This window comes from Acidovorax sp. ACV01, assembly GCF_014851495.1.
GTDB classification, from domain to species: domain Bacteria; phylum Pseudomonadota; class Gammaproteobacteria; order Burkholderiales; family Burkholderiaceae_C; genus Acidovorax; species Acidovorax radicis.
On sequence record NZ_JACUZT010000001.1, the window covers coordinates 894,631 to 916,085 of the forward strand.

The 21,455-nt window shown below is 57.7% G+C and carries 16 protein-coding genes; 3 read left to right on the top strand and 13 right to left on the bottom strand.

The features are described from left to right. The first annotated feature begins 108 nt into the window (after positions 1–108). A complete protein-coding gene (locus IB243_RS04115) occupies positions 109–561 on the top strand; it encodes an HAD domain-containing protein (RefSeq protein ID WP_192425158.1) in 453 nt (150 codons plus the stop codon). Here the strand turns inward: IB243_RS04115 and IB243_RS04120 are convergent. The 7 genes from IB243_RS04120 to IB243_RS04150 form a co-directional block, all read right to left on the bottom strand. Further along, positions 528–1,196 (bottom strand): hypothetical protein, encoded by a 669-nt coding sequence (locus IB243_RS04120; protein ID WP_192425160.1) that lies wholly within the window; start codon positions 1,194–1,196, stop codon positions 528–530. The two genes, IB243_RS04115 and IB243_RS04120, sit on opposite strands and share 34 nt — an antisense overlap. Then, a complete protein-coding gene (locus tag IB243_RS04125) occupies positions 1,193–1,864 on the bottom strand; it encodes a hypothetical protein (protein ID WP_192425162.1) in 672 nt (223 codons plus the stop codon). The genes IB243_RS04120 and IB243_RS04125 overlap by 4 nt, the downstream gene beginning before the upstream one ends. Next, positions 1,851–5,555, bottom strand: a complete 3,705-nt coding sequence (locus IB243_RS04130; RefSeq protein ID WP_192425164.1) for an ATP-binding protein — start codon at positions 5,553–5,555, stop codon at positions 1,851–1,853. Before IB243_RS04130 ends, IB243_RS04125 begins: the two co-directional genes overlap by 14 nt. Before the next feature lie 282 nt (positions 5,556–5,837). Further along, a complete protein-coding gene (locus IB243_RS04135; RefSeq protein ID WP_010458845.1) occupies positions 5,838–6,278 on the bottom strand; it encodes a response regulator in 441 nt (146 codons plus the stop codon). After that, positions 6,265–7,791, bottom strand: a complete 1,527-nt coding sequence (locus tag IB243_RS04140; protein ID WP_192425166.1) for an ATP-binding protein — start codon at positions 7,789–7,791, stop codon at positions 6,265–6,267. The genes IB243_RS04135 and IB243_RS04140 overlap by 14 nt, the downstream gene beginning before the upstream one ends. Continuing rightward, positions 7,792–8,367, bottom strand: a complete 576-nt coding sequence (locus tag IB243_RS04145; RefSeq protein WP_192425168.1) for a YfiR family protein — start codon at positions 8,365–8,367, stop codon at positions 7,792–7,794. Continuing rightward, on the bottom strand, positions 8,364–10,235 hold the full coding sequence (locus IB243_RS04150; RefSeq protein WP_192425170.1) for a TonB-dependent siderophore receptor: 1,872 nt from the start codon (positions 10,233–10,235) through the stop codon (positions 8,364–8,366). The genes IB243_RS04145 and IB243_RS04150 overlap by 4 nt, the downstream gene beginning before the upstream one ends. Before the next feature lie 244 nt (positions 10,236–10,479). Here IB243_RS04150 and IB243_RS04155 point away from each other — a divergent pair, with 244 nt between their 5' ends. Further along, positions 10,480–13,515 carry an EAL domain-containing protein gene (locus tag IB243_RS04155; RefSeq protein WP_192425172.1) on the top strand — a complete coding sequence of 1,012 codons (3,036 nt, stop codon included), beginning with the start codon at positions 10,480–10,482 and terminating at the stop codon, positions 13,513–13,515. Here the strand turns inward: IB243_RS04155 and IB243_RS04160 are convergent. Genes IB243_RS04160 through IB243_RS04185 form a run of 6 tightly spaced genes read right to left on the bottom strand, consistent with a single transcriptional unit; the run spans position 13,512 to position 20,488 of the window. Further along, positions 13,512–14,045, bottom strand: coding sequence for a response regulator (locus tag IB243_RS04160; RefSeq protein WP_010458853.1), 534 nt, complete (start codon positions 14,043–14,045; stop codon positions 13,512–13,514). The two genes, IB243_RS04155 and IB243_RS04160, sit on opposite strands and share 4 nt — an antisense overlap. A 15-nt stretch (positions 14,046–14,060) precedes the next feature. Then, positions 14,061–15,407, bottom strand: a complete 1,347-nt coding sequence (locus tag IB243_RS04165; protein WP_192425174.1) for an HD domain-containing phosphohydrolase — start codon at positions 15,405–15,407, stop codon at positions 14,061–14,063. Between the two features lie 3 nt (positions 15,408–15,410). Beyond that, the gene (locus tag IB243_RS04170) at positions 15,411–16,328 is read right to left on the bottom strand and encodes an ATP-binding protein (RefSeq protein WP_370540309.1); all 918 of its coding nucleotides are present in this window, start codon (positions 16,326–16,328) and stop codon (positions 15,411–15,413) included. A 45-nt stretch (positions 16,329–16,373) separates the two neighbouring features. Beyond that, positions 16,374–17,216 carry an HDOD domain-containing protein gene (locus IB243_RS04175; RefSeq protein WP_010458856.1) on the bottom strand — a complete coding sequence of 281 codons (843 nt, stop codon included), beginning with the start codon at positions 17,214–17,216 and terminating at the stop codon, positions 16,374–16,376. Then, positions 17,213–17,542, bottom strand: coding sequence for a hypothetical protein (locus IB243_RS04180; RefSeq protein ID WP_192425176.1), 330 nt, complete (start codon positions 17,540–17,542; stop codon positions 17,213–17,215). Before IB243_RS04180 ends, IB243_RS04175 begins: the two co-directional genes overlap by 4 nt. A 15-nt stretch (positions 17,543–17,557) precedes the next feature. Continuing rightward, positions 17,558–20,488 carry an EAL domain-containing protein gene (locus IB243_RS04185; protein WP_192425178.1) on the bottom strand — a complete coding sequence of 977 codons (2,931 nt, stop codon included), beginning with the start codon at positions 20,486–20,488 and terminating at the stop codon, positions 17,558–17,560. Positions 20,489–20,906: 418 nt separating this feature from the next. Here IB243_RS04185 and IB243_RS04190 point away from each other — a divergent pair, with 418 nt between their 5' ends. Beyond that, entirely contained in the window at positions 20,907–21,434 is a 528-nt protein-coding gene (locus tag IB243_RS04190) for a molybdopterin-dependent oxidoreductase (protein WP_140426789.1), read from the top strand. The last annotated feature ends 21 nt before the right edge of the window (positions 21,435–21,455 follow it).

The following is a 21,455-nucleotide window of genomic DNA, read 5'->3' on the forward strand; positions in this document are numbered from 1 at the left end:
GATTTCCGTTCAATGAGACTAAAAAGACCACGACCAACTAGTCTCATTGACGTGGTAACTCAGCAGAAGACTCACTTCCTGTTGGAAATCTGTTTCTGAAGTAGCGCGGTGCCAATACTCTTTCTTGATTTTGACGGGGTCTTGCACCCAGAGCATTGCCATGAGTCCAAGCATTTTTGCTGCCTATCGATCCTGGAAGATGCGCTTCGGCACGTGCCGGAGTGCCGGGTCGTTATCACCAGCACCTGGCGTCTGGAGAAATCCTACGAGGCGCTAGTGCAAAAATTCTCTCCGGACGTTGCGACTGTTATCGAAGGCGTCACCCCCAGATATCGCGACTTGACTTGCGTCCCGAATACGCTGGTGGGATACGAGCGAGAGGCGGAGTGCCATGCCTGGCTTTGGGCTAACAACCTTCCACATTGCAACTGGGTGGCCCTCGATGACCGATCTTGGCTCTATCGGCCGTTCTGCAAGTCGTTGTTTTTGATCGATGGCCGCACGGGGCTAACGCAGGCCAGCGGTTCTCAACTTGCATCTCGCCTTCGAAGCCTTCTTTGAATAGACATGGCATGCTGCCAGGTCTGCAGGTGAGCCTGAAGGTTCATGCGGACGAACTTGGCCAGCTCGGGCATCCCGCGAGCGGTTGCCTCGCTCTCTATCTTGTCAAAGACGCCAGCCATGCGCGACATGTCTTGGGCGAGGATGTTGGCTTCGCGCTGGTAGAAGCGGTTCTGCGACTTCTTGGCCTCCAGCGTGCGCACATTGCCGTAGCGAGTGGACAGGAGCGTGTGCAGGTACAGCAGGTTGCGATCCACGCTGTCACCGATATCGAAGACCGTGGATTCAATGGTCTCCACGATGTTCTCCACCGCGCTGTAGTCCTTGGCTCGGTACAGATCGTCCACATCGTTCCAGAGCTGATGCGCCTGGCTGATGCGCGAGCCAATCTCTGCCAGGGTCTGGTAGGCCGGGAAGAGCTGCAGGTGGTCGTTCAGGAAGTCGCGCAGCTTGGGGTGCAGCCGATACCCATCCTCCCCCGCAGGGCGCAAGGCGTTGGCCTGCCGCAGAGCCCCCACGGACGCCTGCGGGGCATCTTGCGCCGGCACGATGATGCCGTCGCGCCGGGTTTGCTCCACCACATCGGCATGCTGGTAGAGCGTCTTCAGTACATCCTTGATTGGGGAGGAGGTCATGCAGCCCCCGCCTCGGGAGCCTCAGCCTCTTCCAGCCGCGCCTGGGGGTCGATCTGGTCCACCACCTGGTCATCGGAGATGTGCGGGGTGTTTTCGTTGATGAAGGCAATGAGCTGCAACAGGTAGTCCACCTTGCCGGTGAAGGTGTAGCCCTTGCTCACCTCGTTGGTCTGCTGCAGGTAGCCCGCGTCCTCCAGGATCTTGAACATCTTCTGGACGCGAAAGACCGTTGCACCGCTGTCCGTCACCCGGTTATCGGCGAGTTCTCGCATGTCGGCCAGGCGCCGCTCCAGTGCAGAGGAGTTGCGCACCGCCTCGCTGATCTCGGTCAACCACACCACGTCGCCCGCGTGGAGCTGTGGATCGCTCCCTTGCGCTTCCCGCAGCAGGTTGAAGAAGCCCACGTAGGGCATCAGCCGGTGGCGCACCGTTTTGAGTTCCTCCCGGATGCGAGCACGGGTGTCGGTGGTGGGCGATTCGTCATAGGCCATGAAGAACGCCCCCTCGTCATGAAGACGAGCCAGCCGATACCCCACGGCCGACAGCCATTCCTGGGCCTGCTGCTGGCCTTCCTGTGTCGCCAGTGCCTCGTACTCACTCTCAAACCGGACTTTGCAGACAAACTCACCCTTGGCGAGCAGCTTGAGCGCGGATTTAAGCGAGTTCATGCTCGGCCTCCAGTTCGTGGGTCTCGTTGGTGAAGATCGCCCCGGTGTTCTCGAACAGGCTCAGGCGCGGGAAGTGGCGCGCGAGCGCCGGATCGACACTGGGGCTGGCGCTGATCACGTCGATGTTGTTCAGGGCCAGGGTCTTGAGGAACGCGCCGACGTTCTTGGCGTCAAACCGGCCCAATTCGTCGGTCACCCACACCAACCGGACCGGCGAGGAGCCCCGGATCATCTGCACGAAGCCCATGAGGAACATGGCCGTGATGAGGGCGGAATTACCGTTGGACGACACCGCCCGGAACTCCTCCTCATTGCTGATGACGGAGCGCTTGCCGTTCTCATAGAGGCTGAATTCGAGGCGCACCTGCTCGTTCAGGTCCACCTGCACCCCACCATCGGAGCGCAGGATCTCCTTGTACTCACGCACCAAGGCGGTATCCTCATCCGAGGGCAGCTCCATGCCGACACGGGAGTACGCGCGCCCAGTGAGCGAAATCGTGGGGCTCTTGTCCCGCATCTTGCGCAGCACCGAGAGGAACGCCTGCTGGCCCACGCTCGATGTGACGCGCACGCTCAGGTTCTTGAAGCGCTCGAAGTGCTCGGCCGTGGACAGCGCCCTGCCCAGCTCGGTGTTGAACGTCGCCACCAGGCGGTCGAAGGTGTCCAGACGGCTCACGAACACACTGGCGTTTTCGAAGAAGCCGTTCATTTGGTGGGTGAGCTGCTCGATGTAGCTCCCGCATTCAGTGCGCTCAAACCAGTCGCACAGCTGCTCCGCTTCTAGCCACAGGTACTCGTGCTCCAGACGGGTCTGCCGGTCAGGCAGCTCCTTGCGTTTGAGCTTGAGCCAGTCATTGGGCCCGCCCTCCTTCTTCTCAAACTCATTGCGCAGGGACAGGACCTCGTTGCGAAGGACCGCAGCCTCATCCACCAGCGTGCGGAGTTTGCGGGTCACCTCCTGGTCGAGTTCCAGCATGGAGCGCCCGATGTAGGCGCTGCTGGGCACAAAGTCGAGGAAGTCCTTGAGTTTCTGGTCGCGCAGTTCCTCCAAGCGCTGTGCGTCATTGGCGGCGGTTGAAATCTGCCCGTCGAGGGCATCAAGCACCTCCTTGGCCTTCTTGCTCAGATCATTTCGGCGGGTTTCCAGACTCCCAAGGTTCTGTGACGCCTTGAGATAAGCGGTGTGCAGTTCTCCCACCTTGCGCCGGGTGGTTTCAAAGTGCGGTAGCTCGTCCTTGCAGAATTTCTTCCACGCGGCCACCTCATGCCGGTTGTTGGCAATCGCATCAAGCTGGTCCCGCAGCCCTTTCAGTTCTTCCTCCACGGCATTGATGCGCACGGTATCGAGCCCCATGCCAGCAAGCTTGCGCTCGTAGTCCTGTCGTGCGTTGGTCAGGTCGGTCTGCAGTGTCGCTTCAACTGCCCGTGCCTCGGCATCCAGCTTGTTGATCTCGCTCTTCGACTCGGCCTCCAGGACCTCAGCCTTGAGCTTGTACCCGGCGTTGATCGCTTCACGCTTATTCTTGACGCCTTCGCGCAGGGCACGCTCTTCATTGCCAAGCACGTTCAGAGCCGCCCTCAAGCCATCAAGATCCTTCCGAGCCTGGACCTCTGCAGCGCTACGCTCGGTCTTCACAAGGCTGTCGAGGCGTCCTTTGTCTTTGACCGCAGCGTCAAAGGCCGACTTCGCCAAACCAAGGTTAGCTGCCGCCCTGCCGTGGTCGGTACCGGCTTGCTTCAGCTTCAGTCGGGCTTTTTCCGCGTGGTCTGCCGCTTTGTCCACCGACTCGTTGATGTTTGCGAGCTGGCCTTTTGCCGTTTCAAGCTGCAGGTGCACCGTATCCATCGAGAACCACTCAGGCAGTGGTAGCTCCTGAGTGCTCACCGTGGCATTGCCGACCACCACGGCCCCCTCCTCGCCTCTCTGTGCGGCTGGGATGTCCAGCATCGCAGGGGAGAGGTCGGTGCGGTGGATCACTGCCTCCGCGATCAGCTTGCTGGCATAGGGCCATACAGGGTCGTCGCTTGCACGGATGAAGGCGAGCAAGGAACCGGGTTCCGGGGTGACCTTGGCGGTCAGGGCTTCAATGTGGGCCAGCAGCGCTTTCTGACTGGCCTCAAGACCCTCCACGGCCCTGATAGCCGCTTCAAGCTCACTGCGAGCCTGACCTTCATCTTTTTCACGGTCAGAGGCTGCGTCTTTGGCTGTGTCGAAATCCTTGCGGCGCTGTTCGAGAATGGCCTCAGCCTCCTCTTGTGCAGCAAGGGTCTCATCCGTGGCTGAGGGGTTTTTGATCTTTTGGGTGATCTCGCCTTCGCGGGTGGCCAGGCGGTTGCGCTCCTCGGCGATCTCGGCGAGCCTGGGGGGCTCCTCCAGCGCCTGCAAGTCCGCGTCCTTGGCTTCACCAAGGGCCAAACGCTTTTTGACCCCCGCGCTTTGTGCTGTGGCTTTGCGCTCTGCGATCTCATTTTGCTGACGCTGTGCGGACTGCTCGATTTCGAGACAGCGCCTCTCGTATTCGATCAGGAGAGAACCCGATTCAGAGGTAAGGCGCTCATGCTCTTTCTCCTTGTCCCGCGCCTGCTGCCGAAGTGCGGCTTCCCTGGATTCATTGGCCGCAAGGGTCTTCGCATCGATCCGGTCGAAGTGATTCTGGCGACTGTTCACGGCCAGAAACGCTTCATTGAGGCGCTGCCAATCGCCATGGGCATCGTCCTTTTTCTGCTCGGCCTCAGTGATTTCGTTGCCCAAAGCACCAAGCGCCAGATCGAAGGCCTCTGCCTGGGACGTGCGCTCACTGGTCAACCGTTCTTGGTCCGTTGCCGCCTGGGCGAGTGCTGCCTTGACGGCCACATGGAGCGAGCACAGCTCCATGTGGACCCCTTTGATGCGGCCGATGCGTTCCTTCATCCGGTCAGCGTCGGGTTTGCGCTTCAAGATATCGGCCATGTGGGTGCGACTGTCCAACCAGGTGGTCACATCCTCCCGGCGCTGCTTGAGTTCGCGCACGTTCTGGCGCTTCGATTCCGTGGCCTGGTCCTCGGCCACGCGCTCCAGCACGATGTTCTGCAGATCCCGAAAGCTGATCTTCTCGTTGGCCATGGCGGCTGCAATCTGGTTGAGATTGCGCAGGGGGCGTGGCCCCAAAGAGTGATCGCGGGCCAACAGCATCATCTGCTTGGCGTTCTTGCTGCTCATGCGCTCATTCAGGATGACGCTGCGGTACTCGTTGAGCTGCAGGACGGGCGAGACATTGATGTTGCGCGCGTGGAGCCGTTGGGCGAACTCCGAGCGCGTCACAAACGTGTTGTTCTCGTCGTAGAAAAAAGTTTCATCAAACCCGGCTGAGACGATCCGAAAATCCGGGATGTCCTCGCCATCCTTGGCGTACATCACCACCGTGCGCAGATGGGAGTCGCTCTCGCGCTCGTACTCATAGGCCACCGCGCTGCTGGGGTCGGGTAGCGTGTGCCGGATCATGGACGCCTTCCCGGAGCCCTTCAGGACCTGTGAGGGGGTTGCGCCGTAGAAGAGAGGGATCAGACGCAGAAAAGTGGTCTTGCCCACCCCGTTGTCGCCCACCGCCAGAACACCGCCGCGTGGGTCCAGCTCCGAGATCCGCCCTGAAGGGTTGCTGTCGCTGGGGTTCCTGATGTTGATCGCGATGATGCGGCGAAGCTGATGGGGCATGTGGGTTGATCCCTCAAATTAGGTTTTCTTTGTTAATTCATTGTGCCTTCACTCAAAAACCGCGTCGGGAAACCGATGCACCGCAACATGTGGGAGCTGCCTTTGATGGGAAAAGAGTCGGATCCGCAAGGACAATCGTGACGCGTGTCATTCCGATAGGACTCTTATGTCGCTGATCGCGACAGAATTCACCCTCTTCCGTAAGTAACAGCAGCAGCTAAGTGATTGTTTTTATTAGTTGCTCCTTTGTGGATGGACAGGGAAACTCATGTCGGACAGCTTTCACCAAGGCGTCTTGTTGACACAAAGCCAGTACGCGCCAGCCTGGCAGACCATGTCCGCCATCACATCGAAATCCATGGGTTTGACCACGTAGCTGTTGGCACCCAGGTCGTACGACTGCACCACGTCCCGCTCTTCCTGGGAAGACGTCAGTATCACCACGGGAATCCGCCGTGTCCGCTGGTCACCCTTGATGGTGCGCAGTACCTGCATGCCATCCACCCGCGGCATTTTCAGATCGAGAAGCACCAGCTTCGGGCTGGCTTCATCGTGCTGCGAATATTCTCCAAGCCGAAACAGGTAGTTGATGGCCTGTTCGCCATCTTTGACCCACAGCATCTTGCTGGCGAACCCTCGCTTCTTCAGCGCGCGAATCGCGAGTTCTGCGTCGTTGGGACTATCCTCCACCAAGAGAATATCGACTTCTTCAAACAGCTTCATTGCAGCCCTCCCGTGGGACGGTGAAATAAAACGTGGCGCCTTCACCCACATTTCCGTCAGCCCAGACGCGCCCGCCATGGCGGTGCACTATCCGCTGGACCAAGGCAAGACCCACGCCGGTTCCTGGGAATTCCTGGGCATCGTGCAGCCGCTGAAAAACCCCAAACAACTTGTCTTTGTACTTTGGGTTGAATCCGGCTCCATTGTCACGCACGAAAAAAGTGTGTTCCTGGTCATCAGAAATAGCCCCGATCTCAATGCGAGGATCGCTCTGCTTCGAACTGAACTTGAGGGCGTTCGACAGTAGATTTGTCCACACTTGCCCCAAAAGCACGCGGTCGCCTGTCGCGACAGGCATTGCCCCGATATGCAGGTTCACGCGGCTGAAGTCCTCGTGTTCGTTCAGTGCGTTCCAGGTGGTGAGAGCCAGCTCCCCCATCGCCAACTCCCCTACTTTGAGTGCCCGGCGGCCCAATCGTGACAACGCCAGCAAATCATCGATCAGCACCCCCATGCGCCGCCCCTCGTTCTGGATGATCTGGACTTTTCGCCGGGCTTCATCGTCCAGACTCTCGCCATGGTCTTCGACCAGGGCCTCCGAGAAACCGACTATCCATCGAAGTGGCGCACGCAAATCATGAGAGACGGAATAACTGAAGCTCTCAAGCTCCTGATTCGCTGTCTGCAATTGCATTGTGCGCTGGGAGACGCGTTGTTCCAACTCGGCGTTGAGTTCGCGGATTTCCTGGTCAGCCCGTTCACGTTCCTGGGCTTCGCGTTCCAAGGCCTTGTTGGCTGCCTGCAGATCTTCGGCGCGCCGCCCAATCTCTGACAACATGTCATTGAACGCATCCGCCAGGTAGCTCAGCTCGTCCTTCGTGGTCTTCTCCACCCGCAGCGAAAAGTCCTTTTGCTCAGTGACCTGCCGTGCCAGTTTTGTGACGGCAAGGATGGGCTTCGTCAAGGCCGACTGCAGCCATACCGACATGCCGCTGGCCACGAGCAAGCTCAGGCCCATCACGCTGGCGAGGATGCCCAGGTAGCTCCAGAACCGCTGGACGAGTTCGTAGTCCGCGCTCATATAGACGGTGCCCACGATCTCGTTGTTTTCGAGAATTCTCTTGAAAACCGCCAGTTCGTTGTCTTCCAAACGCACCCCGTCTGACTGGGGCAGCGCAGGGTTTTTGTGCCCCGTGAAACTCCCCTCGCCTCGGTATTGCGCCACCATCTTTCCGCGCGCGTTGTAGATCGCAGCCGCCCGAATCTGGCGCCGGGTTTTCAGCAGGGAGAGGTTTTCCTCTGCGGATTTGTGATCATCAAAAGCCAAGGCGGGACCGGTCGCTCGGCCCAGGATTTCTGCCTGCGTCTGTAGATCGCTGACCACATTTTGTTTGTACGTCTGAAGTTCATACCAGGCGAGCGCGGCGCCTGCCACTGTCAGTGAAACGAACGTGGCCGCGAGCATGGCCAACGCGAACTTGTAGCGGAGTGAGCGAGCGATGGCGTTCCACATCTAGCGCCCCTCGCCATGCACCTTCTGGGCCACCGCGAGCAATCGGGAGCTCAGGCGCAGTCCACCTTTTTTGATGGAATCGAGCGAGACCTCGAAGCGGACATTTCTATCCACGGGCAGAAAATTGATCATGCCTCCCAGCGCCAGCCCTGCTGGCTCTTCTGTGACGACAAGTACCGGCCGGGCTTGCAAGGCGCCCCTCAAGGGTTTCAGCTGTGTGGCATCACCCTTGCCAACGAACAGGATGGCGACATCGTCCAGGGAGTCTCCAGCTTTGAGGCGGCGAACCGCAAGGCCCCGAGATTGAATCTTGCGGCCCTGAACGATTTGCATCAGTTCCTCGGCAATGGGATCGGCTCCCAGGACGCCAATCGTGAGAGGTGCGTCCACGGGGCCCGGAGATCCTTCAGGCCACTCAACGTAGCCTGCAAATTTATAGAGAAAAGCTGCTTTGATTTGGAACTCATCGTTCGGCCAGTCTGGCTGAGCTGCACACGGGTTGATGAGCACACCGAGCAGCAGCAATGCAAGGACCAAGCCCCGCTTCAACAGCAGCGAAGACAGCCAGGTTTTCACAAAGTCCACCTGATTCGCAAGGCAACGTTGCGGGGGATTTCTTTGCGGTTCATCGGCGCATTGAACTCCGGGTGCGCGCCATCAAACAGATTCTGACCCACGATCGAAAATTCGACCCCGGGCCGCACTGTCCAGCCAAAACGCACATCCAAGGCCGTGTATGCAGGCACCGCGGGGTCGGGCAACGCCCCTACCCTTCGCACAATGACGTCGAGTTCCTGGCGATGGGGCAGATTGAATCCGGCACGCAGCATCCACTGGTGGCCAGGATCGTTGCCCAGCGCGCGGGGCCCTTCTGGATCGGTACTCCCGGGCATGACGCGCAGGTTCTTGCGCAATACCGACAATCCGCCCGCCAACCGCAGATTGCGTGCCGCGTGCCACTCGCCCCAGGCTTCCAATCCCCAGGTCTTTCCTTCGATCATGTTCTGCACCTGCGCACCAGGCGCTCGCTGCCCGCTGCGCAATTTGTCCCAATGGTGCTGAAATGCAGTGACCGAATAGGACAATGTTGACGATGGCTGGGACCGGTATCCAAGCTCCAGGACCTTGGCGACTTCAGACTCGAAGTCCGGTCCTCCAGCAATGATGAATGGGGGGTTGGGCGGCAGCCGTATGTCGCGGTCCAGGCGCGCTGGCGCTCGCACTGCCCGTGACACAGCGCCCCACCAAAGCTGGTGTGGAGAAGGTTTCCACTCAAAGCGCGCGCTTGGAAGGGACTCCATTCCTGTGAAATCATTTCTTTCCAGTTTGGTGCCAACCGTCAGGTTGAGATGCTCGGTCACCTTGAATTCGTCTTGCACGAACAGATTCGCCCAGTGCAGCGACGCTTGTGCCGGAGCAAACCCGAAAATCACGCCTGGACGAATGACATCACTGGCCTGCCTGTAACCGCCGCCCCAGAGCAGCCGGTGCGACTCCAGTGGCACACCGTGCTGAAACTCCACATCAAGAACACGCTGCCGTGGTTGGTACAGAAACGCGTCTTTCCGGTCCGTGTAGTCGTAGTAGGCCTGCAGGCGAACGTCCTGCCCTGCTTCCAGCTTTCGCGTCAGGCGGCTGAGGATGTTGGCACCGGATGCTTCCACCCGCCCTATATCAAAACGCCCAAAGAACCCGCGGTTGTCTGTGGCGCCCTCGTACACGTCGCCTTGCAAGGTCAGTTCGGTGTTTTTATCCGCCCAATCAGCCCTCCACCCCAGTTGCCCACGCGAACGGCCATCCGTGGCTGCTGCGTTCCCTATCGACACAACCGGCCGCGTCACATCCCCCTTTGCATAGATGCGAAAAGTAGCGCCCTCGCCCAGCACGCCACCGTATCTGAAAGACGCTTCCCGCCCCTGATTGCCCGCGCCAACCACCAAAAGTCCCCCTTGGGTGTGGGCAGAGGATTTGGTGATCACGTTGATCACACCGTTGACTGCGTTGGCGCCCCACAGAGTGGCGCCAGGCCCGCTGATGACTTCTATTCGATCGACGTCTTCCAGCATGACGTCCTGCTGGTCCCAAAAAACCCCTGAGAAAAAAGGTGTGTAGACCGTGCGCCCATCGATCAAGACCAGGAGCTTGTTCCCAATGGCATTGTTAAAGCCACGTGCACTGATTGCATATTGGCTTGCGTCAAGGCGGGCGACCTGAAGATTGGGCGCCAAGCGCAAAGCTTCCGGAAGGGTGGCAGCACCCGAACGGCGGATACTGTCGGAAGTGATCACAAAAATCGCGGCGGAAGCGTCCCCCAGAAACTCGGGATGCCTCGCAGCGGAAGTGATCTGAATGTTGGCCAGCTCTTCGATGGAAAGCTCGGCAAGCAAGGAGGCCTTGTTATCCTGTGCCTGCACATAAGACAAAGGCAGCAAAGACAGGGTCAACCACGCTGTCAGGTATGTTCGGATCTGTATCACGGCCAGCCTCCCCCGCGTTTGCGTGGCAAGCTTTCGTAGCCTGCCATTCAAAGCATGGTAGGTTGAAAACCTTTTGGTGCAAACCTTTCAACGGGGGTTGCGCACCCAAACGACGGAAATTAAGAATTTCTTGATGCCCAGGGTGCTGCACCCTAGACTACTTTCAGCACGGCAGTGTTCCGCAGGCATCGTCCTGCGGAAGGAGGAATACTTGCAAGCCGCCCCCCTGAACATCCTGATGGTCGAGGATGAGCCCAACGACGCAGAACTCGTCGCACATACCTTGCGGCGTGCATCGTTGCACTTTACGAGCCGCCGGGTAGACAACGAAGAACGGCTGCGCCACGAGCTGCGTGCGAGCGTGCCGGACATCGTCCTTTCAGATTTCAGCATGCCCCGCTTCAATGGCATCGACGCGCTGTCAGTGGTCAGGGAGATGTGTCCAGACGTTCCGTTCATCTTCGTATCTGGAACGATTGGAGAAGAGAACGCGATCAGTGCTCTCAAAAGCGGTGCAACGGACTACATCCTGAAGCATGACCTGGGGCGTCTTGCCCCGGCAATCCATCGCGCTCTCAACGATGCGGAGTTGGTACGGGAGCAAAAGCGCACTCAGGAAGCTTTGCGGCATAGCGAATTGCGGTTTCGTCTGGCGGCCTCCACGGGCGATGTCTGGGACTGGAATATCGACACGGGCATTGCGCAGATTTCGGCGCAGTGGAAGTTTCGCCTGGGCTATGCAGACGAAGAAATTGAAAATACGGCAACGGCATGGCTCAATCTATTGGAGCCCAGCGATCGACAGATGGTCCTGAGCGCTTTTGCCGCCCACATCAAAAACCGTGTTCCCTACGATGTGGAATACCGGGCATTGGCCAAAGACGGCTCCTACCGCTGGTCACACGCCAAGGGCCAGGCGGTGTGGGATGACAATGGCTTGGCGACCTATATGGCCGGCTCTGTCGTTGACGTCACTGAGCGCAAGAATGCAGAACTCAAAGTCAAGCGCCTCAACCGGATTTATGCGGTATTGAGCAGCATCAATTCTTTGATTGTGAGGACACAAGATCGCAAGGGTTTATTCCAGGAGGCCTGTCAAATTGCTGTGAATGCCGGTGGCTTTTTTCTTGCTTGGATTGGGATCACCGAAATTGATCCACAAAAAATTACGGCTGTCGCATGGGCAGGTGCAGGAGAGGACTACATCGATCACATCCCGATGGGAATCAGATCGAATGGCCCAGATTATGGTCTTATTGGTGAATGCATTGAAAATGCAAAAACCATTTTGGTTCAAGATGTCAAGAGTGACACCAGGATTTTATTGCGACAGCAGGCCATCGCCCGAGGTTTTCAGAGTTTTGGTCTTTTCCCACTTTTCGTCAACAAAAAGCCTATTGGACTCATAGCTCTATATGCTTCCGATCAGGATTTTTTTGATGATGCTGAAATTCGACTACTTGAGGAGCTTGCATCTGACATTGCCTTCTCTCTGGATCATCTTGAAAAATCAGAACGACTCAACTATCTGGCTTACTATGATGCCCTGACAGGACTTCCTAACCGGAGCCTGCTACAAGACCGCTTGCATCAGCTGATAAGAAATACCATTCGAGAAGAAGGCGAGGGCTGCATCGCATTGGTATGGATGAATATTGAGAGATTCAAAAATATCAATGACACCTTGGGCCGGCATGCCGGAGATGCACTGATTCAATCGGTAGCCAAGCGACTGGTAGAAGCACTGGGTTCCAGCGACAAAATAGCACGAATGGGATCGGATCAGTTTGGAATCATTGCAACGTATCAGAGCGTTCCTGCAGAAATCGCCCATCTTCTGACTGAAAAAATATTCCCTTTGATGGACCGTCCTTTCATCTTTGAGGGGAAAGAACTGTATTTGTCATTCCGGACTGGAATATCCCTTTTCCCCGACGATGGAAAGGATGCAGACACATTGTTTGCACACGCTGAAGCGGCCTCGCGTGAGGCCGGTGCGGCCAGCGGCCGGTATCAGTTCTACACGCCATCCATGAATTCTCGCGTGCACGATCAACTCAACATGGAGAGCAAACTTCACAAGGCGCTCAAAAATGAAGAGTTCGTATTGCACTATCAACCCAAAGTTTCGCTTTGGGATGGAAAAATTACTGGAATGGAAGCGCTTATTCGCTGGAACGACCCCGACGCTGGACTTGTGTCGCCCGCTGTGTTCATTCCCGTTCTTGAAAAAACCGGTTTGATCATCGACGTTGGGCAATGGGTTTTACAAAGGGCTATTCAGGACTATGAGAGATGGCGCAGCCAGGGTCTGGCTCCATCGCGAATCGCTGTCAACGTTTCGGCTGTCCAGATACGCCGATCAGAATTTTCCAGTGTTTTGAAAACCTGCCTGAAAGGATATCAAAGGACGGAGGTGCCTCTTGATATTGAGATCACCGAAAGCCTTTTCATGGAGGATGTGGATATCAACATCCAACGACTGCATGACATCCGTGCAATGGGTGTTCGCTTGTCCATTGACGACTTTGGAACAGGTTATTCTTCACTCGCATACCTGAAACGATTTCCTGTAGATTTTCTCAAAATCGATCAAAGTTTTGTAAAGGAAATAATCTATGATCCTGATGCAGCTGCAATCTGCAATGCAATCATTGACCTTGCCCATAATCTCAAACTAAAAGTGATAGCGGAAGGTGTGGAAACCGAAGCGCAAATGAATTATTTGCAGCGCAAAAATTGCGATGAAATTCAGGGGTATTTCTTTAGCAAACCGATAGAGGCTACGAGTCTTGGTCGACTGCTTGCAGATGGGGCCGGGCTGAAAATCGCAGCGCAGCCCTCTGGAATTGCCAAGAGAATCCTGATCGTGGATGATGAACCGAGCATTCTTGCATCCATGCGACGACTATTGAGGCGTGATGGATATGACATATTGACGGCCAACAGCGCAAAAGAGGGTTTCGAGATCCTGGCACAGCATGAAATCCAGGTCATCCTCTCGGATCAACGAATGCCAGAGATGTCAGGAACAGAGTTTCTCTCCAGGGCGCGCGAGCTTTATCCTGATACCATTCGAATAGTTCTTTCAGGGTATACAGATCTGGAATCCATTTCGGATGCTATTAACAGAGGCGCAATCTATAAATTCCTGACAAAACCCTGGGATGACGAACTGCTGCGGGATAATATTCGCGAGGCGTTTAGGCACCATGGCGCGGCACGGCGCAAAAATCGTAATTTTTAGCCGTCGGGTCCCAAGACTTCGCCATTGGGCCCCCACGTTACTTGGGTCAGCCCCGGTTCCAGCGCTTCCAGGCGGCGGCGTTCCAGCTCCGTCGCATTCAACTTCCCGAATTCATGGCGTCCGACGTCGGCCAGTTCGCTTTCATGGCGCAGTTGGTCCGCCCTTTCGAGGGCAGAGCGGACATGACCCAGCAGGTCTTTTTCGTCCCAGGGTTTCAACAGATAACGGAAAACTTCGGCGTCATTGACTGCGCGCATCAGGTTCTCCGAATCGGAGGATGCACTTAAAACCATCCTGACGGCCTTGGGTTGAATGGCCCGGACCAAGCCCAGAAACTCCACGCCGGTCATGAGCGGCATTCGAAAGTCCGAGATCACCACATCGAAAGCAACCTCCCTCAGCCTGGCCAAAGCGACTTCTGGATCTACGGTCTCTTCAATGCGAAGGTCGGAGCCCAGTCCGGCACGGAGGCTTCGCTTGATCGCTGCCAGGACATGGTGTTCATCATCCAGTAAAAGAATTCTCTGCATGGACGGCTCCCTCCGTTACGGTTTTATCGGCAAGATCATTTCCACGTCGTCCCGTCCCTCGCGCAATCGCAGCCGCTTGATCAGTTCGGCAGTGAGCACGTGGTCGGCGGCCAGCAACACAGCGCCTTCGCTGGACAGCAGGTCTCGCGCTAAGACCATGCCGGGCCGAAGTTGCTCGGTGCGCAGCATGCGCGGCGGAATTTCTGCTCCGGGCGCGGCCTTCAGAAGCATCTGTAAAAACACGTCCACCACCTCAGGATGAAACTGAGTTCCCCGGCCCCGGGCAATCATCGACCGGGCATCCGCAGCACTCAAGGGTGTGGAGCTGAGGTGGCCGATTTGCAGATCGTCGTAGGTATCTGCCACTGCGAGGATGCAGGCCCCCATGGGAATCATCTCGCCGACCAAGCCATCTGGATAGCCCAGACCATCGTGCCGCTCGTGATGGCTTCGGATAATGTTGGAGACCGTCTGCATGTCATCAAGGGCCATCAGTGCCTGCTCCCCCAACACCGCATGCCGTCGGTACTGTGCCGTTTCTTCTTCGGAAAGCTTGGGCACGGGCTTGGCCAGCAAGGTGTCGGGCAAGGCAATCTGCCCAATGTCATGCATGAGCCCTGCGATAAATGCGTCTTGCTGATCCGCCTCCGCCATACTCATGGCCCGTGCGGTGCGGCGGGCCAGGTCCGCCACACGGCGTGAATGACCGGAGAGTTGCCCGCCACGCCACTCCATGAGGTTTGAAAACACCTTGATGGAAGTGAGATAGTTCTTCTTGATTTTTTGACTGAGCTGGAGCAATTCGCTGGTGCGCGCCGCGACCTTTTCCTCCAGAGTTTCATTCAATTCCATCAAGGCCTGGTTTTTGGACCTGAGCAGTTCCTCCAACCGGGCTTTTTCGTTTTCCAGGGCATGGCGCTCAAAAATCTGGTGCGCCGTGGCAAGCACCTCACCGTCATCCCACGGCTTGGTGATGTACCGATAGACTTCTCCGCTGTTAATGGCCGCGATGGTTGAACCAATGTCCGCGTAGCCCGTGAGCAGTACGCGCGTCGTTTTGGGCCACCGCTCCCGTATCTGCTCCAGCAACTGGGCCCCGCTCATGCCGGGCATTCTCATGTCGGAGAAGACCAGGTCCACAGGCTCTTGCTCCAGGTGCGCAATGGCTTCTGCACCACTCGTGGCCGTTGCCACCTGGTATCCGCTGCCACGGAACAGCCGCCTGAGCGAAGCCACAATATTGGGTTCGTCGTCCACGCAGAGAATGCGCCAGACGCGCTGACCACCGTCCTGCTCTAGGCTGGCGCCCTCCTCTTGCAAAGCCGCCCCTGACAAGGCGGTGACGTCGATAGGGGAATTCACACCTCAAGCCTCCTGCGGGTGACGAATCGGCAGCGTGACACGAAAACGTGTCCCAACCCCCTGCTCACTGAACACGTCAATGCTTCCAAGGTGCTTCTTGACGATGCCATAGGAAAGAGACAGTCCAAGACCTGTGCCTTTGCCCACCGCTTTGGTGGTGAAGAATGGATCAAAGATTCTTCCCAGGTTTTCCTTGGCGATGCCCTCCCCTGTGTCCTGTATTTCCACCCACACCTGGTTGTCGCCAGCGCCGGTGCGAATGGTGATAGTGCCTCTGTCTGCCTGGATGGCATGCGCGGCGTTGACCAGAAGGTTCATGAACACTTGGTTGAGCTCAGAAGGCAAGCACTCGATATCCGGTATTTCTCCGTACTCCTTGACAACCTCTGCCTTGTATTTGATTTCGTTGTTGACGATGTTCAGCGTGGAATCGATGCCGTGGTGCAAATCGGCCAGAACCCACTTTTGCGAGGTGTCCACACGGGAGAAGTCTTTCAGGTTCTGGACAATATTGCGCACCCGGGTAATGCCGTCTTTCGACTCTGCCATCAACGAGGGAATGTCCTCTTTCAGGAAGTCGAGTTCAATCTTCTCGCGCAAGGCCTTCAAGCGTGCGGCGACGGGAGTGCCCGCCAAGGCGGACTCGGCCTCTTCGTAAGCGGCAAGCATCTGAAACAGATCGCCCAAATAGCGCTCAAGGGTTCCGAAATTTGAAAATATGAATCCAATCGGGTTGTTGATTTCATGGGCAACCCCTGCGGCCAATTGCCCGATGGAGGCCATTTTTTCAGACTGCATCAACTTGTCCTGCGCATCCGAAAGCTTGGCGTTGAGCTGCATCAGCTCTTCATTGGAGCGCAACAGCTCCTTGACCCTGTCCGCCGTGACATCGATGGCAGAGAGCGAGGATGTGGTGTTCATGGCATCAGCCAATAGTGGATCGTGAGAACTCATATCAACCCCTCTTCAGGCCAGCAATGCGTGGCAGACCACTTCGTGTTGTTCAGCCACCGCATCAAAAACTTCTGCATAGTCCTTGTCGCCCAGTGCCAGCCTGCCCCACGCATCCAGGGACAGCAGCGGCACCATATCGTCTTCCTTGTGCGAAAGATCGAGGCCGTGTGCAATGTTGTCGGCAACATGGACGAGGTCTGCGAGCCCCCTGTTGCGCGTGGAAGGCGGCCGGTGATGGCATGCGATGGCGGTGACGATCTCTGGGGCAAAGTGCCAATGCTCTGCAATAACACCGCCGACCTCCGCGTGGTCCACACCAAAATGGTGTCGCTCCGCGGCATGCATAAGACAGTCATGTTCTGCCCGGTAGGCAATGGCGTGGGCATATTCCTCCTCATAGGAACTGACCAGGACCAGGCGCCCGATGTCGTGTACCAGACCCAGCGTAAATGCAGCGTCCTCGTCCAGTCGGGTGCGCTGCGCCAGGGCTCGGCAGGTAAGCGCCGTCCCGATGGAGTGGCGCCAGAATGCATCAAAGTCGAAACCTTGGCACCGTGACTTGGAAAACCCGCCGACCAGGCCGGCGGCCGTTGCCACGCTGCGCAACGTGCGCAGCCCCAGGATCGCAGTCGCCTCGGCGATGGAGGTGACCTGACGCGGCAGGCCATAGAAAGACGAATTCGCAAGCCGAAGGGTTTTGGCGGCAATGGCCTGGTCGTGCGATATCTTCACGGCCAGTTGCTCGGCAGAAATATGGCTGTCACCAAAGGACTGGATCAACTCCAATACCACCGCTGGCAGCGCCGGCAGTTCATGGACGCTGCGCAGGATGGCATCCGTAGTGAGTTGCTTCATGGCCTCTCCCCCGACCGATACCTCAAGATGAGGTGCAGCAACGGGTTGAGTTGCCCGACCTGCATGGCGGGCCTGAACAGATGCAGCAAACGCTTTTCAGTCTGTGCCTGCTGAGCGGCAGCGTCCAGCGTCTCGCCCCGGTGTTCTGCCTCTTCGGGGGCATTCACAAAGATGGTGTCGATTCCCCGGTGCTGCAAGCTGTTCAGAATCCCGCGCGTGACAGGCGTACCCGCTGGCAACAGAAGCTGTGCATGCGCATCCAGCACTGGCTGCGCCAGAAGCAGTCCTTCGGGGAGCAGTTCAGTCGTTGTGGCAAGAGCTTGCATGGGCGCCCATATGGTTCAGGTCACACTGCTGGGGACCAGGACCAGCAGACGACCTCGTGAATGATTCTCCCCTCCTACCGAGCGGCAGACAACGCGAAAAGTCCCTCCAGCCAGTTGCACGTCGTGATAGCTCTGGTCCGCGGCCCGCCACACATGGCGCAAATCGGCCGGTAATACCTCGTCAGCATCCTGTCCCAACAACGCCGTGTTTCTGCCAAACAGGGCTTCGGCGTCTGCATTCACAAAGGCCACCATGCCTTCCAGGTCTACCCCGATGACCGCAGCAGGAATATGGTCCAAGACCTCCCGTGCAACACTCAGGCTACTCTCTTCGCGGTGAATTTGCTCCCGTTGATTCGTGAGCAACTGTTGCAAGCGGTCGTTCACGGCACTGAGTTCCTCGTTGGCACTGAGAACGGCATTCGCAAGGCGCCGATTGTCATCAGCCATCCCTTTTTGAGTGAATGCTTCGGCGACGTGACCGCGAAGCCGTTCGTCGTCCCACGGTTTCGTGAGGAACTTGTAGATGGCACCCTCATTGATCGCGTCGGTGATGGACTGCAATTCCGTGTAGCCAGACAACACCATCCGCACGGTGTCCGGATACAGCTCCTTGGCCCGGCGCAGGAACTCCACCCCGGTCATACCGGGCATTCGCTGGTCCGAAACAATCACATCCACCGAGTTTTCGGCCAGCCTTTGCAAACCTTGCGCTCCGCTGTTGGCCGTCACGATGTGATAGCCATCCCTGCGCAGCAATCTGCGCAGCGCAGAAACAATGCTGTCTTCGTCATCAACCAACAACAAGGTGCGTTGGTGGGTGCGGCGCAGCAGCAAGTGCTCTGGCAGCGCCTTGCTCTCACGCAGTAGAGCCCCCATGGCATCGGCTGTGAGCAAGCCGCTGAAATAGTAGCCCTGCATCTGGTCGCAGCCGTTGGCGATAAGCAATGCCAGTTGCCCCTCAGTCTCCACGCCTTCCGCCAGCACCTTCATCTGAAGGCTGTGCGCCATGTTGATGATCGCGCGCGTGATGGACACATCCTGCGATGCCGCCGTGACGTCATGAACAAACGATCGGTCCACTTTCACCACGTCAATGGGCAGGGTGCGAAGGTAGCTCAGGCTGGAATAGCCGGTACCAAAATCATCGAGCGAAATTTCAATGCCCAGCGCCTTGAGGTCGCCCAGAATGCGCGCTATGCGGGCGCTTTCCCCCATCAGTGCTCCCTCGGTGATCTCCAGCCCCAGCAGCCTGGGGTCCAGGCCGGTTTCAATGAGAATTTTCTGTATTTTCTGGGTCAGATCAGGCTGTTGAAGCTGGCGAGCCGACAGGTTGACGGCAACCCGACACATGACATGACCCGCGCGCTGCCACTCCAGTGCCTGCAGGCAGGCCGCACGCAAAACCCATTCGCCAATGGGTACGATCAGGCCCGTTTCTTCTGCAACCCGGATGTAGCTGGACCGGGGTATCAAGGTTCCGTCAGGGGAATTCCATTCCAGGAAGGCCTCGGCACCAATGACGGTGCCGCTGACCAATTCGAGCTTGGGCTGAAAATGCAGTTCGAACTCGTTGCGCTCCAGCGCCCGACGCAACCCAGATTCCATGGCGAGCCTGGAGATCGCCTTCGAATGCATGCCCGAACTGAAAACGCAGATCTGGTTCTTGCCCAGTTCGTGGGCGCGATACATGGCAGCCTGGGCCTGCTGGAGCAGCTTTTCCGGGTCTTCCCCGTGCACGGGATAGATCGATATTCCGATATCGCAAGTCACCTTGATCTCGTTGTCGCCGATGGCGACCGGCAGGGACAGTGCGTCCACCAATGAAGCCGCGACGCCCCGAGCCAGGGTCTCATCCACGGTCTCTTCCCGCGCCAGCACCAGCAAAAACTCGCCGCTGCCAAAATGCGCCAGCAAGTCGTCCTGCGACACCTGGGGCTGCAGCCGTCTTCCTACCTCCATGAGCAACTGGTCCCCGGCTGCGTAGCCCAGCGATTCACTGACGAGCTTGAGCCGGTCGATCTCGACACTCAGGACCGCAATTTGCCGCCCTTGCCGCGCCGCCTCGCGCATTTTTGTATCCAGATACTCCGTCAGTGCGTTGCGATTGGGCAGTCCGGTGATTTCGTCGGTGTTGGCGAGCTTGTCGAGTTTTTGTTCCGCCGCGCGCTGCAGCGTGATGTCCTGCAAAAGCGTAACCGTTCTGACCACTTTGCCATCTTCATCGGCTTCGGCCAGGACCCGGTGCAGCACCGTGCGCAAGCTGCCGTCGGCGTGAACAATGCGGTGCTGAAACTCGCAAACGTCATCGGGAGAAACGCCCTCGCTGATGGCCTGGACATACGGCCGCTCCACGGGGGGAACTTTGGCCAGCAGCCAGTCTTTGTCGGGGGAATCCTCGGTTTGCGGGATGCCGAAGATGGCGTGCATGCCGGACGACAAGGTGACGGAGCCAGAAACCAGGTCCACCTCGGCAGAACCTATGCGAGCGAGCTCTTCGGCGTTGCGAAACAACTGGACGCGCTGCTGGGCGTAGCGTGTCGCCGCCTGGATGGCACTGACGTCATGCAACGTGACCAGATCTGCGGCTTGCGCCGAGAGGAAAATTCGCGCCCCCCAGACCTGGGCACCGAACCGTTCGCCATTCTTGCGCTGGCATTCGATCTCATAGGCTTTGCCAGGAACGCCCGCCACCCGGGCGCTGGCCTGCTCCCGCACCATGTCCCGATGCTCGGGCACGCACAGCAGCATGGGGTCCATGCCTCCCAGCATTTCTTCCTGCGTGTACCCAAACAGTTCCAGAAGCTTTGGATTCACAAAAAGGAATCGACCCTTTTGAATCACAAAGACGGCCGCTTGCACCTGCTCCACCAGCAGCCGATAGTCGGCTTCAGACAGCGCGATCTCCTGTTCAAACGAACGGTCTTCAGTATCGTGACTATCCATTGTGATAAGCCTTGGCTAACACGGAAATGATGCAACGAAGCCCATCGATGGCGGGGCTTCAGGCTTGCCTTGGGCCGCCTTTGCCTTCACCCCTATGGCACTGCGTCGCGAAGAATGGTGTCGATGGTTGCAGGGCTTCCGTCAGCCGGTGGCCTCCTCCCGATTCATTTGCGCAGTTTGCCCGCCTGCCCTGGAGCGTCGAGTCTGCGGCCCACTGTACCTATCCAGTTGCCGGTTGTCACGACATTGCCGCGAGTGCGCATGGGGTCCCCTCCTGCAATGCCGGGATACCCGTGGTTCTCCCTTGATATGGGGCGCGCCGCTCCGTCGTAGCAGCACCACAAGACCAGTCCTGCTATAAACCTATTTACATTTTGAACAACTGTCTTTGAGACTGTTGCAAAAAGAGAGGGTCGATATGCACACGAGTATTTCAGTGGCACGCCTCGTCGCCCGAGGGCTGGCAATGGCGGTTATTGCTGTTGCGATGACCCTGCCCCAGGCCCAAGCCCTGGACAAACCTACGGGCACCGTGGTGCTCACCATCGATGGTGCGATCAGCCAGACGAACAACGGCTCACAAGCCCAGTTCGACATGGCGATGCTGGAGAAACTGCCCCAACACAGCTTTTCCACGCAGACCCCGTGGTACCCCAGCGCAGTCACTTTCACAGGTCCGCTGCTGCGCGATGTGCTGGCGGCCGTCGGTGCCAAGGGCAAGAACATCACGGCGGTGGCGCTCAATGACTACAAGACAGAAATCCCCATTGATGACGCCACACGCCACGACGTCATCGTTGCCCGGCTCATGAACAACCGCCCCATGCGCGTGCGCGAAAAGGGGCCGCTTTTCATCGTTTACCCGTTTGATACCAAGGCCGAGCTGCGCAGCGAGCTGTACTACAACCGCGCGGCCTGGCAACTTCACATCCTGCGAATCCGCTAGTCCACACGCACTCCTTACAGG

Bases quoted from the DNA above. Each gene is read 5' to 3' on its own strand.
- IB243_RS04190 (WP_140426789.1), top strand. From the start codon at position 20,907: ATGCACACGAGTATTTCAGTGGCACGCCTCGTCGCCCGAGGGCTGGCA.
- IB243_RS04175 (WP_010458856.1), bottom strand. From the start codon at position 17,216: ATGAAGCAACTCACTACGGATGCCATCCTGCGCAGCGTCCATGAACTG.
- IB243_RS04180 (WP_192425176.1), bottom strand. From the start codon at position 17,542: ATGCAAGCTCTTGCCACAACGACTGAACTGCTCCCCGAAGGACTGCTT.
- IB243_RS04185 (WP_192425178.1), bottom strand. From the start codon at position 20,488: ATGGATAGTCACGATACTGAAGACCGTTCGTTTGAACAGGAGATCGCG.
- IB243_RS04125 (WP_192425162.1), bottom strand. From the start codon at position 1,864: ATGAACTCGCTTAAATCCGCGCTCAAGCTGCTCGCCAAGGGTGAGTTT.
- IB243_RS04170 (WP_370540309.1), bottom strand. From the start codon at position 16,328: ATGAACACCACATCCTCGCTCTCTGCCATCGATGTCACGGCGGACAGG.
- IB243_RS04140 (WP_192425166.1), bottom strand. From the start codon at position 7,791: ATGTGGAACGCCATCGCTCGCTCACTCCGCTACAAGTTCGCGTTGGCC.
- IB243_RS04130 (WP_192425164.1), bottom strand. From the start codon at position 5,555: ATGCCCCATCAGCTTCGCCGCATCATCGCGATCAACATCAGGAACCCC.
- IB243_RS04160 (WP_010458853.1), bottom strand. From the start codon at position 14,045: ATGCAGAGAATTCTTTTACTGGATGATGAACACCATGTCCTGGCAGCG.
- IB243_RS04135 (WP_010458845.1), bottom strand. From the start codon at position 6,278: ATGAAGCTGTTTGAAGAAGTCGATATTCTCTTGGTGGAGGATAGTCCC.
- IB243_RS04120 (WP_192425160.1), bottom strand. From the start codon at position 1,196: ATGACCTCCTCCCCAATCAAGGATGTACTGAAGACGCTCTACCAGCAT.